The following is a 16,029-nucleotide window of genomic DNA, read 5'->3' as shown; positions in this document are numbered from 1 at the left end:
ATGAAGTTTCAAAAGGTTTCTCTTTTTGTTCTTTTGGCGTCGACCTGCCTAAACGTCACCGCCCAGAACAATGTACCAGCACAAAAAATGGAATGGTTTGAGGATGCCAAACTGGGGATTTTTATTCATTGGGGTATTTACTCCGTTGATGGAATCTCAGAGTCGTGGTCATTCTTCAATAATTATATTAACCACGATAATTATATCAAGCAGCTTGATGGATTTACAGCCAAAAATTATAAACCTAAGGAATGGGCTAAATTGATCAAACAGGCTGGGGCAAAGTATACGGTTATCACAACAAAACATCACGATGGGATTTCCTTATGGAATACCAAAGCGGATAAGGCTATTACAACAGTGAAAGATGCTGCTGCAAAACAGGATGTTATTACACCATTTGTGCAAGCTATACAGCAAGAGGGCCTGCATACAGGTTTATATTATTCATTGCCAGATTGGAGCCATCCCTATTATGATGTGTTTACTCGCGCAAGAAAGCGTTATGAACTGGCCAAAGAACCCAACCGTTGGAACCATTATGTAGAATATTATCAGAAACAACTCAGCGAGTTATCACAGCAATATAAACCCGAACTGATCTGGTTTGATGGGGACTGGGAGCATAGTGCCGAAGAGTGGAAAGCAAAGGAAACTCTGGCGCTGTTGCGTAAACATAATCCGAATATCATTATTAATTCGCGATTGAACCATCACGGTGATTACGAAACACCTGAACAAGGTATTCCTGTAACCCGTCCGGAAACTAAGTTTTGGGAACTCTGCTACACCATGAACGACTCCTGGGGCTATCAACCATTTGACAAGAAATACAAATCACCCAACATGATTATCCGCACCTTGGTTGATTGTATCTCGATGGGTGGAAATCTGTTGTTGGATATCGGTCCAAAAGCCGATGGAAGCATTCCTGAAGAGCAAATGAATATTTTGAAGCGGTTGGGAAGATGGACAAATAAACACGCATCGGCTATCTATGGGACAAGAGCAGGCATTCCATTTGAGAATTATCAAGGAAAGTCCGCTTTGTCAAAAGATGGGAAAACCCTTTATCTCTATGTATATGAGCAAAAATCGCAATTACAACTAAAGGGCTTGCTGAATACAGCTCTTCCGGAGTTTTCCGTTGTGGGGGACGCCGCCTCAAAGGTGACAGCAACGGCTGCCGATGCCGCAATCCAATTGGATCTAACAAAAGTTAACTTCGACCAAGATGTTACTGTTTTGGCGTTGAAATTCAAAGATAAGGTTCAATGGCAAGCACCTCAGGAAAAAGAGGCAAGTCTGGAAAATGTTTTAAATAACAAGCATATTGGTAGTGCGTTAAATCAAATTGCGTCAACGTTGCATGTTGGAAAGAATATCTTCGATCATTCCGGTTTGACATTAGACGGTATGGAGACTAAGTTGCCTACAGGCAACCTGACAAATCCAGCCGTGTTGGATTGGGTCAAAAAGAATGCTGAAGCACTTTATGAAACCGGAAAAGGCTTGCCAGAGGGACATTATGAAGGCTTAAGTGCACTTTCCAAGGATCGTCAGACCCTCTATCTTTTTGTGGAAGGAACTCCGACAGGACCTATTGCACTTAAAGGAATAAAGAATGGTATCGCACGTATTCGAGTCGTAGGTGAAGGTTCTATGATCAACCATGAGATTTTCAATAAACTGTATTGGAGCAGCATTCCAGGGATAGTTTATATCCAGGCACCAAAAGAGCGTTTGGATAAAAATATGACAGTGATTGCGGTATTGTTGGATTCGCCTTTAGCATTGCACCGCGAAAAGGTAGGCGCAATTGAAAATAATCTGTAACTCCCTTTTATTAATTTATTTCGAGCCCAAGATAACCCTATCTTGGGCTTTTTAGTTCTAGTTGATTGATAATATTTGATGTTTATCTTATGGAGAGAAGCATTTTTTATATTAACTTAGGCAGATGAGTCTATCGTATATTTTTCGGCTGTCTTTGTTAACGGTTATACTCTTAGCTTCCTGCAGTGCCGGAGATGGAAATAACATGGAACGACAACGGGCGGATTCGTTGTGCAATGAAGTAATCAATGGAAAATTAAACCTGGAGCAATTGGCGGAATCCGATGAATTTATGTATTTCGATGAAAAATATTTTCATGAGCCTTCCGATTTGAAAACAATTCCTGTTTTTGATAAGGTACAGATTCAGCTTGTGACTTATCGGATTTACAAACATGTCAAACTTGTTGATAACAGATATCAATTTGCTGTAAAACAAGCCAAGGATCTACATATACCCAACAAAGCATTTGTCTATTACCAACGGTCTTTTGATGAGATGAACCGAAAGGCTGCCGCTAGCAGGGATTCGATTCGGTTGGAGCTTCCAGATGATTATGCCACTAGGTTGATAAGAGAATAAGACAGGTTGTTCATTTTCAAAAGAAAGTATGTCTGAATCTATCAGAATCGGGAGATTTTCTTATTTTTAACTGACTAAAAAGCCAAATGGAAAAGAAAAAGATCGTTGTATTAACAGGAGCGGGTATTTCTGCCGAAAGTGGTATACCTACTTTTAGGGATGCGAATGGACTATGGGAAGGGCATGACGTGATGGCTGTAGCCTCCATCGAAGGCTGGAACAAAAACCCAGTACTGGTGCAGGAATTCTACAACCTTAGACGGAAAGTAGCATTGGCCGCACAGCCAAATGCAGCACATCTGGCCTTGCGTCAATTAGAGTCAGCTTACCAGGTGACGATCATTACACAAAATGTTGACCTATTGCATGAGCGGGCTGGTTCCACAAAGATTATCCATTTACATGGCCGTTTGGATCAATCCAAGTCATCCCTTGATGATCGATTGATTTATCCAATTCAGGGGGACGAGATAAAAATGGGCGAACTCTGCGAAAAAGGTAGTCAACTGCGACCAAATATTGTCTGGTTTGGTGAGGCTGTCCCCGAGATTGAGCGGGCGATGTTGCACGTTGCTGAGGCAGACATCCTGATTATTATCGGAACTTCGTTACAGGTTTATCCTGCCGCGGGACTTCGGGAATTTGCACCGAGCCATTGCCGATCGTTTTTAATAGACAAACAGATCCCGAATAGTACAGCGTTGGGCCGTGTACAATGTTTTGAACAGGCTGCGACGGTGGCAGTACCAAATTTGGTAACACAGCTACTTCAGGAAGCCTCGGGTAAAAGCTAATACAATAATGAATTATGAACCTGTCTTGGTTGTGAATTAAATGGAATAAAATTTTTAAAAAATGAAAAGAATAATAGGATTGTTCTGTGGTTCTGTTTTGGCGATTTCCTGCCACAACAACTCGGAGGTAAAAGTAAACACAAGTACAAACAATGCGCCGATACAATTGGATAGCGCACAGGCAAAACATCTCCTTACATTGCCCCTGCACTGTATTGAAGTTGAATACCCGAACAAATTGGGACAGGTGCTTGGAAGTGATCAGGATTTGAAGGGACCAAGGACGCTGCACCCCATTTTTTACGGCTGTTTTGACTGGCATTCATCTGTCCACGGCTATTGGTCCATCGTGCGGATTTTGAAGCAATTTCCGGATTTGGATAAATCTGGAGTTATACGGAAGCAACTTAATCACAATATCACTGCCGAAAATGCAGCAATAGAATTAGCTTTCTTTCAGGATAAAAATAATAAGAACTTTGAGCGAACATACGGTTGGGCTTGGCTCTTACAGTTGCAAAAAGAATTATTGACCTGGAAAGATCCGGATGCGGAACGTTGGGCAAAAATTCTGGATCCAATGGCAAAACATATTATGAAAGCTTACCAGGAATATTTACCGAAATTGGTCTATCCGATCCGGACAGGCTATCACGACAATTCAGCTTTTGGTCTTTCATTGGCATTGGACTATGCACGGGGGACAAACAATGTCGCCTTCGAAAAATCGTTGACGACAAACGCTGTGAGACTATATGATCATGATAAAAACTGTAATATCTCTTTTGAACCCAGTGGAAGCGATTTCCTTTCACCCTGCCTTGAGGAAGCGCTCTGCATGAGTGTAGTTTTAGGAGAGGACCAATATCGAAAATGGTTGAAAGATTTTCTTCCTGAAATTTTTAATCCGGATTTTAATTTGGAGCCAGGTATCGTAAAAGATCGTACGGATGGACATCTGGTTCATTTGGATGGATTGAATTTTAGCCGGGCTACCTGTCTGAATGGCATCGCTAAGGCACTCCCTGAATTGAAGCATCTGCATGGTTTGGCCAATAAACATTTAAAATATTCATTACCCAATATCACTTCCAAAGATGATTATATGGGATCGCATTGGCTGGGTACTTTTGCCCTATATGCGCTTTCTAAAAATTAATATACGGTCCTTATATTTCCATTGATATAAGGACTGTATTTTACATGTTTTTCTCACCCCATTCATCTATGAGGACCAAAATTTTTTCCAGTGAGCGACCAAGCTCGGTCAGTTCATATTCTACTTTGGGCGGTACTTGTTGATAGACAATTCGATTAATCAATCCGTCCTGCTCCAGTTCTTTCAATTTAGCGATAAGCATGCGCTCCGAAATGCCAACCAATCTTTTTCGCAACTCACTATAACGTAGCCTTTCCTCATGGAGGAGATAAGACAGTATATTTATTTTCCACCTTCCACCAATAGTAGATAAGGTAAATGCAATACCACAATGATCTTTCCAATACGTTTCATTGATTGTATTGGTGGAATTCTCTTTTCTGTTTTTCATACTTACTTTTTTGTTGGTATCATACAATTTGGTACGTACTGTTATTCATGCAATTTAATAAAGAAATTTGTAGCTCATCTAATAAAATATAAAAATGGAAACTATAAAATCTATTGTACATTGGTTGAGTTATGCCTATTACCTATACGTATTTGGATACGCCTCATTGTTTAAAGTCTTTCAGAAACAGTCTATGATGCAGAGCATGGATTCATTAGGCTTTAATAAAACATGGACGTTGGGCATTGGAATAGGAGAGTTGTTCGGTGTTGTACTTCTTCTGATCGGTTTATACAAACCAGAGTTTAAGAATATCGGTATCTTGCTTCTGTTTCCGTTTGCGGTGGGGGCGTTGACAGCACATATGGCTCATCAGGAATACCATCATTTCTATAATTCGCTAATCATGTGTGTGCTGAGTATTGTCTTATTGGCGACAGACAAACAGTTTAAAATCACCGTCTAGTTTTTTTGTGTAGAACAAATCGAAATTAATTGATATATATTCATGATTTGTGCTACTTTTTAATTATTTTGATCCATACTATTTCGTGTTTTATTTGGTTATATTGCTATTTAAAATAGTTTTTAATGAATTTTTGAATGAAATAGCACTATGATCATGAAATATATCTTGATTATAAAAAGACTATAAAATTCAAGATTTGTGCTACTTGAAGCTTTGGTTCATGTAATAAATTTGAAAGCAAATCCAGCATGGATTGACGGTATTATGCACAGGTATATCAGACATTTTTTTATAGTCATTATGCTCATTTTTTGTTGTAGCTCACCTGCAGGAAAAATGAGTAGAGAAACCGCTGCGAAAGCTAGTCACCATCATTCCGTTACTACTGTTGCATCAGGACAGAAACATGATGATTTTTATTTAGGCTCAACAGAAGAATGTTCATTTGAATTGAGCTATGAACAACATTTAGCCTATGCTTTGTGGTTATGTAGTTTGGGCTTACTTCTGTCGATCGCTTTTTTCTTTATGGCGAAGAAAGCCTGGTACAGCTTTTATGATTTTCAGAATAAATACCTGTCCAATAGGATTCCTGATCGGTATATCCTTTACCATTCCTTTAGACTTTACTGCTAAACTTCCTGCTATTTCTTGGTTAATTACACATAGCGCATTTTTTATTGCTATGTGATGTTTCACTCTTGTTTTGGAAGTCACGCTTCTTTAACATCAACATCATCTGTACACATGAGTACGACACTTTACGCATTGGCCATCACGGCCATTACAATCAGTTTTTTTCATACGGCATCTGGTCCTGACCATTATCTGCCTTTTATAGTATTATCCAAATCCAAAAAATGGTCGCTCGGTAAAACAATCCTTTGGACCGTGGTCTGCGGTTTGGGACATGTTTTTAGTTCGGTTATCTTAGGAATTATCGGCGTATATCTGGGCTGGCAGCTAAATAAAATTAGCTGGTTGCAAGATGTACGTGGAAATCTTTCCAGTTGGGCGCTGTTTATCTTTGGTCTCGGTTATCTATCTTATGGTATCTGGAAGATCTATAGCAAAAAATCCCATAAGCATTTTGATGTGATCGGCAATGAAGTTTATGTGCATGAACATAGTCATGGTAAAAGTTCCCATACTCATCACCATCACAAGACAAAAGTTACACCTTTTGTATTATTTGCAATTTTCGTTATGGGGCCTTCAGAGCCTTTGATACCGCTTTTGTTTTTCTCGGGAGCACATCGGTCTATACCCGAAGTCATTACACTGATCAGTGTGTTTACTATTACAACAGTGATCACGATGGTCGGTATGGTGCTGTTGGGAATCTATGGTTACAATTTGCTCGATACAGAAAAGATAGATCGCTATGTGCATGCTATTAGTGGCAGCGTACTATCCATTTGTGGAGCGGGTATGCTATTTCTTGGTTGGTAATCTGTTGGCGATTGTATATGTTGGCGATGAGGCTGTGGTGGAGCCATCGGGCAAGACCAGACGTTTGGGAGCTGACCTGAGTCTTCGTTATCAGGCAACACCTTGGTTATATGTGGATGGTGATATCAATTACGCCTATGCGAGAGCAGTTGGTGAACCGAAAGGAGAGGACTATATCCCATTGGTGCCTTCGTTGACCAGTATAGGTGGGGTTGCTGTGCAATTGCCTTGGGGAATCTCGGCAAATCTGAGGTATAGTTATATGAACACAAAGCCCGCGACTGAAGATAACACTGTACAGGCAAAAGGCTATTTTGTCAATGATCTTCTATTAAATTATGCTTCAGGAAAATGGAATTTCCTGATCCAGGCGCAGAATCTATTCAATACGAAATGGAATGATGCACAATTTGAAACCGAAACCCGTCTTCGTAATGAACGAGAACCTGTTTCAGAAATGCATTTTACACCTGGAACGCCTTTTATGATCAAAGCAGGTTTGAGCTACAAATTTTAAACCGTGGTAATAGTTGATTTTGGGCTGACTATTACAATGGAATACGGTGAATTTGCAGGCCATGAGAGGGATGCAAAGACTACCGTATTCCATAGTCGATCAAATTAGCCTTTTCAAGAGATCTTTTTCAGGTACATTCTATATTTTGTCCCATCCTGACACCGCTTATGCGGCACCGCGAATAACACGTAACAGCACCACAATAATTGCGATGACCAAAAGCGTGTGGATTATATTTCCTGTCGCGTAACCTCCGAAAAAACTTATTGCCCAGATGATAACTAAAATAACGGCAATGATGTATAATAAATTTCCCATAATATTAATGTTTTTTTAATTAGAACAACATCCATTTGAATAATGTTTTATAATAAATAAATCAAACTATCTATGCATGACTGCTGTTCAACGCTTCGTCGTTATGCTTCTTGTTTTAAATCAAACGTATGGTAATTCTTATAATGTACCAGCGATCGTACAGGCGTAGCGAGTGTTGAAAGCAGTTCTAGATATACTTTGGCGATCGTCTTCCAGGTCGTCTGTTCCCCATAACAACGTGCTTTGAAACGATGCCATGCAAGTAATCGTTTCGATCTATACAATAATTTGATATGAGCACCCATGGTTTGGACATCATTGAAAGGTGTGAGGATGCCCCGTTCATCCGTCAATAGGTCTACTGCGTGCCAGTAGGGTGTTGAGATTACGGCAGCACCGGCACCGACCGCAAACGATAATGTCCCACTGCTGATCTGCTGTTCATGTTGATAAGGAGAAAGGTAGATATCGCAGGCTGTTAAGTATTCTTTCAATTGATCATCATTAATAAATTCATCAATAAAAATAATCTTATCCTGCAATTGTAACTGATCTACTAAACTTTGTAATTCAAAACGATACGATTCACCCTCATGTGCCAGTACATTCGGATGCGTCTTGCCCATAATTAAATATTTAAAATTTGGTAAATCGAGCCCTACCAATGAGCGGATCGCATATTCTAAGCCTTTACTTCGCCCTATCAGACCAAAAGTCATCATCACAAAATTATCCTGTAGGCCCAATCTGTATTTTGCCAATCCCTGATTGTAATCAAATTGGGGTACACCGTGGGCGATGACATGAATTTTCTGTCTGTCGACCAGTGGAAAGAGATCTTTTAATAATTCACGTCCTTTCGGCGATAGCGAAACTACTGCTTGGGATTTGCTAAGCAGCAATTCCATGATTTCCTTTTGTCGCAAGGATGGAGATTGCAATATGGTATGAAATATTGTCAATAAAGGAATGTTTAAGTGATTGACCAGTTGATTGATAAATATACCATCAGCGCCACCGAATATTCCATATTCGTGTTGGATAATACAATAATCGTATTCGCCATTGATAATATGTACGGCTTGGATATAACTATCAAGTCGTTCTTTGTCGATAACAAAGCGTACTGCCGGATCAAACTGTTCGGAACCGGATTTGGATACAGCAATTACATCGATGGATGCCGTCTGGTCCAATCCCATTCCTTTTCTGAGGTCTTTCGTGAAAGTCGCCAATCCACATTCCTGGGGTGGAAAGGTACTTATAATAACGATTCTTTTCATACATTTAATCCTCTTTTTCCTTGTCTTCCTCATTATTTACCGGAATATCCAAAATAGCCATGAGTAGTAGATAATATCCTTTTTCCAGGCCCATTTTCTTTGCTTTTTGATCTATATTTTCCATATGACATTTTAATAATATAAGGTGGTATCTTGTTTCGTTTTATGCATCAAAAGCTGTACCCAAAGCGGGGCATTTATTTCATATCCGTAGTTTACAAAGGCGTAATCCGTAAAGTGATACAGTGTTTACCGCACAAACACTACAGGAGTAGGTATTTTTCCCTCATGAAAGAAAATTTATGTTAGCTCTTCAAATTGGCCTTCCAACTATTTTTACATGCGGCCTAAACAAAACAGGTCAACTGTTGGTTTACCGTACAAGATTGACTAGGGAATTATCATGTGAAACTTCCACTACATTCGCTTTTTTACCTTATGATAGAAAAAAATAACACCGAAAAAATCAACGACCATTTAGCTAATGAACGTACATTTTTAGCTTGGATAACAACGAGTTTGGGGATCATGGGCTTTGGTTTTGTTGTTGTCAAATTTTCCTTATTTATACAGCAGATCACATTGATGTTGAATTCAAAGACGTCCATGGACATAGAACCCGAATATTCCGGAGTTGTCGGTGTCTCAATCGTTATTATAGGATCCATTACAGTTGTTCTAGCTTATATTAAGTATAGAAAAGTTGCAAAACAGATTGAGTCAGAAAACTTTACTTATGGGTCATACGGTATTGCTTTGATGTCTGCATGTTTTCTTATTATCGGTCTTCTCCTCGGGTGGCATTTGATAGATAGCTTATAAAATCAATATCTGCCATTGGATAATACGATTTATATCAGGTGCTGTTGAAGAATAGACCATAAATCTCATGAGTAGGAATGCCATGACTGGCGTTACGGATATTAAATGAACTACAGCGAATTTTAAAAGAATACTTAACAGGTGAAAATATCTATTTACTTTGTACGATGCGACAGAATAAATATGCTCAAAGTTCAATAGATATGGTGAAATTGATAATGGTTTTGCTATTAACGGTAATATGTGGTGGGGGATGTGCACAAGAAAAAAAAGAGAGGACGATGCCAACAACTAATCGTATAAGCTATCTTTCAGAAAAAGTTCGCAGATTCAAAGATGAACCTCTTTATCAACTGGAAGTTGAAAGCCTGTTTAGTTTCAGCGTATTGGTAAACGGTTGTCCGGTTTATTCAAATTTCGATAAAATTCCGGGAATGGGGAGGATAAATATCAATCCCTATATTCTTCAAAGTGGGCAACAACAAGTTACCATTGAACTCTATCCGGGTTATGATGATCAAGGAATTAGTAAGCCCTATCTTGAAGCAGGTGATAAATTTACACTTAAAATAGAGAAAACTGGTTGGGGGAAAGATGGTCTTTTAAAGGAGCCTGAAGAAATTGTGTCTTATAAGGCTGTTGACGAAAAAGTGGATTTAACCAAACGGACAGCATATAAAACCGATATTAGCTTTACGGCTACTGTTCCCTATCAACTTGCCGGATGGAAGAATGGCCAAGATTTGACTCAGTTGGATTCTCAACAGCTCGAAGAGCATGTACTTAGTTTTTATAAGGAGATGATAGCTGCTTTTGAAACAGGTGACTACGATGATTTAAATGCACGATTTTTGAAGGCAGATGCTGAATGGTACCAATCTGAGTATTTTTCCCAAGATATAATTACTAAGTTTCAAACAGTGAAAGGTCGAAAAGGCAAATCTGTCGCAACAAGGTTTTCGAACTCGAAGCCAAATTCCCGAACATTTTATGTACTGGAGGATTACATCATGAAATTCTATGCTGAGGGTAGAATGGTTCGACTTGAACCACGAAAAGGTGTTGATAGGGGAGAATCTTTATTGGGCTATATGGATACAGATAAAAATGGTATGAACAGAAAAACATTCGTAGATATGCTGTTATACATCCCCAAAGGAGAAACGGCATTGCAAATTGTAAGATAAATATTCATCAGGCAATCGCCAAGCTTGATCGTGTCCCTGGAATCAGCGTCCAGATTTATTCTCGATGACCGCTATTGCCTGATCTATGTAACGTTGTTTTGCATTTTTTATGACTTCCTGCATTTCGTTATAGGTCAGTTTGGTCTTACCATTTTTTGGCTTCATGTCGATGGGAAAAACAATATCAGGCTCTATACCCTCGGCGATCTTGTATACTTTGCCATTCCGGTCTTTTAGGACTGAGGTTGTAAGCATGACCATACAATTCTTGTTGATATTGAAAGGAGCGTTGCCAGAAGTGAGACCACCAGTTTTTTGCCCTATTACTTTTACATTTTTCTGTCCTTTGAAGTGAGCGGTAAAGAACTCTCCGGAACTAGCGGTAATGTTGCTTGTCAATAAAATAATAGGGATATCATTATGCCGCAATTTTATGGGCTTTACCTGATCAGGTTCCAATTGAAAAAGTTGGAAATATGTGAGATCTTCGGGACTTTCAACAGTATAATAAGTAATAGCCGTCGTTTCTTTGCCTTGCGAATCTATATAAGCGTATGTTTTATCGGTGTCCAATAAGGACGGAAACTGCCAGATCATCGGCATGATATTTCCACCGTTGTTTTCCGTTAGATCTATGATCCACGCTTTAGGTTCCTGAGCGTCCAAGTTTTTCAGTTGTATGCCTATGGTATCCACATATTTTCTGTTTTCCAGCATTACGGGAGGTACATTGATGTAAGCATATTTGCTATTGATCATATAATGCTGAAAGTTTTTCGGAGGTATACCTGCTTCTTTGTCCGTCATGACCGCCATTTTTTCAAATTGGTCCTGTTCTGATTCCTTATCCTGTCCCGTTTCTTCAAAGAACAAGCTAGAATGACCATCCTTTAAAGTCTTTAACAATTTCTCAAAATATGGTTTTAATTGGTTGACTTCATTAATATGACGAGTCTCCGCTATGAACGCTGGCCTGATGGAATCCCACTGCATAGATTTTCCCATATAGGCATTTTTTTGTAGGGTATCCAGAAATTGGATCACCATTTGCTGTGTTTGATTGACCTGTGCATGTAGCTTCGGCACCCAGAATAATACAATAAAAAATAGAAAGGCTCTCTTCATGTTACTTGTTAGTGAATATCGTTTCGTGCGTTTAATATAAGACCAAAATAGTCGTGGTTATCAAATGCTCCAACAGATATTTGTTGGATAAAATAGCAAAAAAGAAGATATCCTGCAATCCCTCGTAAATAAAAAAATACTTGTCAATTTTTCGGTTGTAGAAGGAATGTATTCGCTATAGATTTGTTCTATCATTATAAATAATTGCATTATGGAATTAAGTTTCGAACAAATGTGTCACCTAAGCGGCTACGGCGTAGGTATCTGGCGAAAAAAATGGTTGCTAGAGCTTGAAGAGCGGCAACACTAATTCCTACTAGTATCGATTTAATCCTCTTTTGAACAGCAATTCGTAGGATTGCTGTTCAAAAGGAAGATTAGCTTTTCATATTCATTCTTTCCTCTTGGAGATCGAGTATGCGAAGGTGTTTTCTAATGATTTCTTCGTCCAATAAAAGCTCTTCACGATTCTTATTGATCAACCACATTCTTTGAGTTTCTATGATGTCGATATAGATTTTTCTATATTCAGCATAGTTAATGATGATTTCCGAACTTGTCAATTGGTTTTCATATTTCTGCAATTGATCCTTCAATGTCGGAAAGCTGTCTACTTTGTCCGCGTAATCTTTACGAATTTTCTCTACAGCTACTTGGGCAAGTTTGTTTTGGATCTCGTAATCGATTTCCTTTTCTGTCCGCACAAAATCTCGATCTATTGGCGGAAATTTCTTTAATAAAAAAGGAAGCGTAAGTCCCTGTACAAGCAGTGTTAACAGAATAGCGACAAATGTGATAAAAAGGATCAGATTTCTTTGTGGGAAAGGAACCCCATTTTCTAAAGTTAGGGGAATTGAAAGTGCCGCAGCCAAGGAGACTACGCCCCGCATTCCAGTCCAACCAATGATCATGGGCGTTTTCCAGCCTGGAGACTGTGCATCTGCCACAGTGATAAAGTTGCGCATCACTAAAGTGGTAATGACTGCTGCATAGCCCGCTAAAATTCGCACAACAACGAGTACTGCAGTAACTGCAACTCCATATCCAATTGCGGTGTAAATATCAGTATCCCCTAAACCGTTCACTATTTCGGGTAAATCCAAACCAATGAGCATAAACACAATCCCGTTTAGCAAAAAGCAAAAACTTTCCCAGACTGTTACTGTGCGTATTCTGGATGCGCTACTCAAAAAATCGTGACTACGGTAGGAGAGAAATAATCCACCACTTACCACGGCCAAAACTCCGGAAGCATGGAGCTCCTCTGCCGCTAGATACATGGAGAATGGTGCGATAAAAGTCAGTAATATATCTGTATTCGGATCGGTTGGCAAAATTTTGTGCATTTTCAAGAAAATATACGCAAGTGTAAGTCCAATACCTACGCCACCGACACACATCCAGACAAAGCTTCCTGCAGCCTCATACCATACAAATTGCCCCGTTGCAGCAGCAATCATAGCAAATCGGAAAATAATCAGTGAAGAAGCGTCATTCAGTAAGCTCTCGCCCTCGAGAATTGAAGCCAGTCTTTTTGGTACTTTTACAAATTTTAAAATTGCACCTGCGCTTACTGCATCAGGAGGAGAAACGATTCCACCCAATAAAAATCCCAAGGCTAAAGAGAATCCGGGGATAAAATAGTTTGCGAAAACTGCAACCGATAATGCGGTGAAAAACACAACGACGAAAGCAAAACTGAAAATAATTCTGCGCCATCGCCAGAGTTCCTTCCAGGAGGTTGACCAAGCTGCTTCATACAATAATGGTGGTAAAAAAATAATAAATATTAATTCAGGTTCTACTTTTATAGGCGGTACTCCCGGAATAAAGCTTATTAAAAGTCCCGCCAACACAAGCAAAACAGGGTATGCAACCTGAATTTTTTTAGCCAGCATAATGAGCATGGTAATCAACAGAACCAAAAAGAGATAGAATGCGAAATTTTCTAACATGTATTCGTTTTAGATACATAAATATATATTAAATTTTTAAAAACATTTAAAGCTCATTTAAAATTTAAACCGAGTTAAAAGCTGCGATCTCCGTTTTAGGGATATCGTTCTCTTAGTGACTGGAGCGGGGCCTAGGGAAGCATAAAACACCTTTCCATTCTGTAGCCAAGAGTCAACCCCAACGAGTTGGCTCTTGGCTACGATAGCATAAAAATGAAGTTGATCTGTCAGAAAACACTAAAAAGTTGGTGCCGTAGTTTTTAGGTCAGAATTCAGGAAGTCATCAATCATCGGAACTAACCAATCCATGCGGTACATCATACCGATATGTGTAGTCCCCGGTAGGATGGCTAAACGAGATTTAGGTAATCCATGTATATCACCCATTTTCCCACCGCCCAAGGCACGAAATAATGCTAATGCATGTTCATATTGTATGCCATCGGCATCACCAATGGCCATAAATAGGGGCGCTTTTATTTTTTTTGCTTCTTTGGACCAGTCGTAAGGTTCCAGGTCAATACTAATTACTTTCTTTACAAATTCGGGGAAATGTTTTGGATCATTGCCAAGACTGTCGTATTGCTTCTCAATGGGTGAACCTTTAAATATATCCGCAGTTATCGATGAATAAGATGCTTCGACATCGGGCCACCATCCATCATGTGCGTAACTGCCGGACAGCACGATAAGTCTTCGTACCTGCTCGGGATGACGTATAGCCATTTGAAAAGCTACGCCACCACCCATGCTGTAGCCCAATATATCGGCACTATCTATTTGAAGATATTTCAATAGACCGGATACATCATCGGCCATCCCTTCATAACTGATTTTTCGTGCAATGTCTCTGGTACGTCCATGTCCCTGCATCTCCGCGACTATTACTTTCCGACCTTTAAACATGGGGATAGCATGAGACCAGTTCAATGGGATCGTCATATAAGATCCGTGAAGCAATACAAGAGGTTTGCCCTCGCCATAAACTTCATAATACATTTTTAACCCATTTACATCCACATAACCCGTTTCTGATGGTTTAGCTGATTTAGCAACTGATGAATTTTCTGAAGTACCTGTTCGATCGTTCGTGTGTTGACAGGATAGCAATAACCCAAAAACTAGTGTTATTATTAGCCCTAATGTCTTTCTTGTTTTCATATTTATTTGATTGTTAAAAGTTTATAAGCAAATCTATTCATTTTTGATATTGAGTTTAGACCGGATATCCGACAATTTCAAGGGGGAAAAACGACAAAAGAATAAATACCCGATCAAACTAGGGTAATAATTATTATCAATTCAAATAAGAGGGTAAAATAGAACAAGGTAGACAAGACATGCTCCTTATTGTTTTAGTGCCGTTGACACTTTTACTTCTTAGTGGATATTTTAAGGAGTTTGCATTTTAAAATTTGGAGAAATTGAAAAACGTAAGATGTTATTGTACACGTACTATTTTCACTATTTTAGTGAAAGAAAGAGGAGCATCAAACGTTACAATATATTTAGATACAATTAGGATAATCGGTCAACCATGGGAAATACCGTTGCGAAAATGTTGGAAATGTATGGGCTTAGTACAGATGAGAGTTTGATCGATAGCTTGGACGCTACTTGGAGTGAAAGCGAAATAAAGGAATATTGCTGGCGTGTACTAAGGACTTTTCCTGATTTAAAAAAGGAAAACTGGTCAACAGGAATAGAAGGAGGGGATTACATCTACAGTTTTTCCGGTCATTATGTGTTTATTACAGACGATATCTGGAGTTTCAACCTGATTGCCGAGAGATCGGTGCTGAAGTTATTGGTCGAACAAATGGTTGAGTTAAATAAAACAAAGCATTATGATATTTAACATTGACAGGTGGATCCGTAATATTAATAAGGGAACTGCGCGATTTGTAAAATCGGATGACGACGTCGAAAGCTGCCTTTTGCTTTTAAATGGTAAAGATGTGACGCCATTTATGGCCAATGGGAAGGATGATGTACTTCTAATTGGTGATGGCGGAATTAATTTTGTCGTGCTATTATTTGGGTCTAAAGATGTAATGACCAATACATAAATCAACTCTATTTTGACTACATCAAAAGAGATCTCATACGGTACAATAGGCATATCATAGAAAAAAGGG

General features: G+C 39.1%; 18 protein-coding genes. 12 read left to right on the top strand and 6 right to left on the bottom strand.

Features of this window, described 5'->3' with window-relative positions; translation table 11 throughout:
• The 4 genes from ABFX33_RS16555 (at position 1) to ABFX33_RS16540 (ending at position 4,372) form a co-directional block, all read left to right on the top strand.
• The gene (locus ABFX33_RS16555) at positions 1-1,836 is read left to right on the top strand and encodes an alpha-L-fucosidase (RefSeq protein WP_346086912.1); all 1,836 of its coding nucleotides are present in this window, start codon (positions 1-3) and stop codon (positions 1,834-1,836) included.
• Positions 1,837-1,960: 124 nt separating this feature from the next.
• Positions 1,961-2,419, top strand: coding sequence for a hypothetical protein (locus tag ABFX33_RS16550; protein ID WP_346086911.1), 459 nt, complete (start codon positions 1,961-1,963; stop codon positions 2,417-2,419).
• Positions 2,420-2,505: 86 nt separating this feature from the next.
• Complete coding sequence (locus tag ABFX33_RS16545) at positions 2,506-3,213, top strand: Sir2 family NAD-dependent protein deacetylase (RefSeq protein ID WP_346086910.1); 708 nt, start codon at positions 2,506-2,508, stop codon at positions 3,211-3,213.
• Between the two features lie 61 nt (positions 3,214-3,274).
• A complete protein-coding gene (locus ABFX33_RS16540) occupies positions 3,275-4,372 on the top strand; it encodes a DUF2891 domain-containing protein (protein ID WP_346086909.1) in 1,098 nt (365 codons plus the stop codon).
• A gap of 40 nt (positions 4,373-4,412) precedes the next feature.
• Here ABFX33_RS16540 and ABFX33_RS16535 read toward each other — a convergent pair whose 3' ends face one another.
• The gene (locus ABFX33_RS16535) at positions 4,413-4,763 is read right to left on the bottom strand and encodes a winged helix-turn-helix transcriptional regulator (RefSeq protein ID WP_257090971.1); all 351 of its coding nucleotides are present in this window, start codon (positions 4,761-4,763) and stop codon (positions 4,413-4,415) included.
• A gap of 94 nt (positions 4,764-4,857) precedes the next feature.
• Here ABFX33_RS16535 and ABFX33_RS16530 point away from each other — a divergent pair, with 94 nt between their 5' ends.
• From ABFX33_RS16530 to ABFX33_RS16515, 4 genes are all read left to right on the top strand, one after another.
• The gene (locus ABFX33_RS16530) at positions 4,858-5,229 is read left to right on the top strand and encodes a DoxX family protein (RefSeq protein WP_257090970.1); all 372 of its coding nucleotides are present in this window, start codon (positions 4,858-4,860) and stop codon (positions 5,227-5,229) included.
• Positions 5,230-5,568: 339 nt separating this feature from the next.
• Complete coding sequence (locus ABFX33_RS16525) at positions 5,569-5,868, top strand: hypothetical protein (protein ID WP_346086908.1); 300 nt, start codon at positions 5,569-5,571, stop codon at positions 5,866-5,868.
• 111 nt (positions 5,869-5,979) lie between these two features.
• Positions 5,980-6,684 (top strand): hypothetical protein, encoded by a 705-nt coding sequence (locus ABFX33_RS16520; RefSeq protein ID WP_346086907.1) that lies wholly within the window; start codon positions 5,980-5,982, stop codon positions 6,682-6,684.
• On the top strand, positions 6,617-7,201 hold the full coding sequence (locus ABFX33_RS16515) for a TonB-dependent receptor domain-containing protein (RefSeq protein WP_346086906.1): 585 nt from the start codon (positions 6,617-6,619) through the stop codon (positions 7,199-7,201). Before ABFX33_RS16520 ends, ABFX33_RS16515 begins: the two co-directional genes overlap by 68 nt.
• 165 nt (positions 7,202-7,366) lie before the next feature.
• Here the strand turns inward: ABFX33_RS16515 and ABFX33_RS16510 are convergent, their stop codons facing one another.
• Together ABFX33_RS16510 and ABFX33_RS16505 are read right to left on the bottom strand one after the other, a co-directional pair.
• Positions 7,367-7,519: a lmo0937 family membrane protein gene (locus ABFX33_RS16510; RefSeq protein ID WP_104381542.1), complete on the bottom strand. Its 153-nt coding sequence runs from the start codon at positions 7,517-7,519 to the stop codon at positions 7,367-7,369.
• A gap of 101 nt (positions 7,520-7,620) precedes the next feature.
• Positions 7,621-8,802, bottom strand: a complete 1,182-nt coding sequence (locus ABFX33_RS16505; RefSeq protein ID WP_257090966.1) for a glycosyltransferase — start codon at positions 8,800-8,802, stop codon at positions 7,621-7,623.
• A gap of 438 nt (positions 8,803-9,240) precedes the next feature.
• On the opposite strand from ABFX33_RS16505, the gene ABFX33_RS16500 reads away from it, so the two are divergent.
• Both ABFX33_RS16500 and ABFX33_RS16495 read left to right on the top strand, forming a co-directional pair.
• Complete coding sequence (locus tag ABFX33_RS16500; RefSeq protein WP_257090965.1) at positions 9,241-9,624, top strand: YidH family protein; 384 nt, start codon at positions 9,241-9,243, stop codon at positions 9,622-9,624.
• Between the two features lie 281 nt (positions 9,625-9,905).
• Positions 9,906-10,811 (top strand): hypothetical protein, encoded by a 906-nt coding sequence (locus tag ABFX33_RS16495; RefSeq protein ID WP_257090964.1) that lies wholly within the window; start codon positions 9,906-9,908, stop codon positions 10,809-10,811.
• Positions 10,812-10,853: 42 nt separating this feature from the next.
• Here the strand turns inward: ABFX33_RS16495 and ABFX33_RS16490 are convergent, their stop codons facing one another.
• From ABFX33_RS16490 to ABFX33_RS16480, 3 genes are all read right to left on the bottom strand, one after another.
• Entirely contained in the window at positions 10,854-11,936 is a 1,083-nt protein-coding gene (locus ABFX33_RS16490) for a S41 family peptidase (RefSeq protein ID WP_346086905.1), read from the bottom strand.
• Positions 11,937-12,313: 377 nt separating this feature from the next.
• Positions 12,314-13,891 (bottom strand): Na+/H+ antiporter, encoded by a 1,578-nt coding sequence (locus ABFX33_RS16485; protein WP_346086904.1) that lies wholly within the window; start codon positions 13,889-13,891, stop codon positions 12,314-12,316.
• A 237-nt stretch (positions 13,892-14,128) separates the two neighbouring features.
• A complete protein-coding gene (locus ABFX33_RS16480) occupies positions 14,129-15,052 on the bottom strand; it encodes an alpha/beta fold hydrolase (protein WP_346086903.1) in 924 nt (307 codons plus the stop codon).
• A 376-nt stretch (positions 15,053-15,428) separates the two neighbouring features.
• On the opposite strand from ABFX33_RS16480, the gene ABFX33_RS16475 reads away from it, so the two are divergent.
• Both ABFX33_RS16475 and ABFX33_RS16470 read left to right on the top strand, forming a co-directional pair.
• Complete coding sequence (locus tag ABFX33_RS16475) at positions 15,429-15,749, top strand: hypothetical protein (protein WP_257090959.1); 321 nt, start codon at positions 15,429-15,431, stop codon at positions 15,747-15,749.
• Entirely contained in the window at positions 15,739-15,960 is a 222-nt protein-coding gene (locus ABFX33_RS16470; protein ID WP_257090958.1) for a hypothetical protein, read from the top strand. The genes ABFX33_RS16475 and ABFX33_RS16470 overlap by 11 nt, the downstream gene beginning before the upstream one ends.
• Positions 15,961-16,029: the final 69 nt, after the last annotated feature.

Origin of the sequence: Sphingobacterium ginsenosidimutans, from assembly GCF_039536865.1 — a bacterium.
GTDB lineage: Bacteria > Bacteroidota > Bacteroidia > Sphingobacteriales > Sphingobacteriaceae > Sphingobacterium > Sphingobacterium detergens.
Note: the sequence above shows the minus strand (reverse complement) of the source record. Positions and strands in the feature narration are given on the sequence as shown.

What these genes read in the sequence shown, in the direction of transcription:
- ABFX33_RS16555 (WP_346086912.1), top strand. Translation starts at nt 1, where the DNA reads ATGAAGTTTCAAAAGGTTTCTCTTTTTGTTCTTTTGGCGTCGACCTGC.
- ABFX33_RS16550 (WP_346086911.1), top strand. Translation starts at nt 1,961, where the DNA reads ATGAGTCTATCGTATATTTTTCGGCTGTCTTTGTTAACGGTTATACTC.
- ABFX33_RS16545 (WP_346086910.1), top strand. Translation starts at nt 2,506, where the DNA reads ATGGAAAAGAAAAAGATCGTTGTATTAACAGGAGCGGGTATTTCTGCC.
- ABFX33_RS16540 (WP_346086909.1), top strand. Translation starts at nt 3,275, where the DNA reads ATGAAAAGAATAATAGGATTGTTCTGTGGTTCTGTTTTGGCGATTTCC.
- ABFX33_RS16535 (WP_257090971.1), bottom strand. Translation starts at nt 4,763, where the DNA reads ATGAAAAACAGAAAAGAGAATTCCACCAATACAATCAATGAAACGTAT.
- ABFX33_RS16530 (WP_257090970.1), top strand. Translation starts at nt 4,858, where the DNA reads ATGGAAACTATAAAATCTATTGTACATTGGTTGAGTTATGCCTATTAC.
- ABFX33_RS16525 (WP_346086908.1), top strand. Translation starts at nt 5,569, where the DNA reads ATGAGTAGAGAAACCGCTGCGAAAGCTAGTCACCATCATTCCGTTACT.
- ABFX33_RS16520 (WP_346086907.1), top strand. Translation starts at nt 5,980, where the DNA reads ATGAGTACGACACTTTACGCATTGGCCATCACGGCCATTACAATCAGT.
- ABFX33_RS16515 (WP_346086906.1), top strand. Translation starts at nt 6,617, where the DNA reads ATGTGCATGCTATTAGTGGCAGCGTACTATCCATTTGTGGAGCGGGTA.
- ABFX33_RS16510 (WP_104381542.1), bottom strand. Translation starts at nt 7,519, where the DNA reads ATGGGAAATTTATTATACATCATTGCCGTTATTTTAGTTATCATCTGG.
- ABFX33_RS16505 (WP_257090966.1), bottom strand. Translation starts at nt 8,802, where the DNA reads ATGAAAAGAATCGTTATTATAAGTACCTTTCCACCCCAGGAATGTGGA.
- ABFX33_RS16500 (WP_257090965.1), top strand. Translation starts at nt 9,241, where the DNA reads ATGATAGAAAAAAATAACACCGAAAAAATCAACGACCATTTAGCTAAT.
- ABFX33_RS16495 (WP_257090964.1), top strand. Translation starts at nt 9,906, where the DNA reads ATGCCAACAACTAATCGTATAAGCTATCTTTCAGAAAAAGTTCGCAGA.
- ABFX33_RS16490 (WP_346086905.1), bottom strand. Translation starts at nt 11,936, where the DNA reads ATGAAGAGAGCCTTTCTATTTTTTATTGTATTATTCTGGGTGCCGAAG.
- ABFX33_RS16485 (WP_346086904.1), bottom strand. Translation starts at nt 13,891, where the DNA reads ATGTTAGAAAATTTCGCATTCTATCTCTTTTTGGTTCTGTTGATTACC.
- ABFX33_RS16480 (WP_346086903.1), bottom strand. Translation starts at nt 15,052, where the DNA reads ATGAAAACAAGAAAGACATTAGGGCTAATAATAACACTAGTTTTTGGG.
- ABFX33_RS16475 (WP_257090959.1), top strand. Translation starts at nt 15,429, where the DNA reads ATGGGAAATACCGTTGCGAAAATGTTGGAAATGTATGGGCTTAGTACA.
- ABFX33_RS16470 (WP_257090958.1), top strand. Translation starts at nt 15,739, where the DNA reads ATGATATTTAACATTGACAGGTGGATCCGTAATATTAATAAGGGAACT.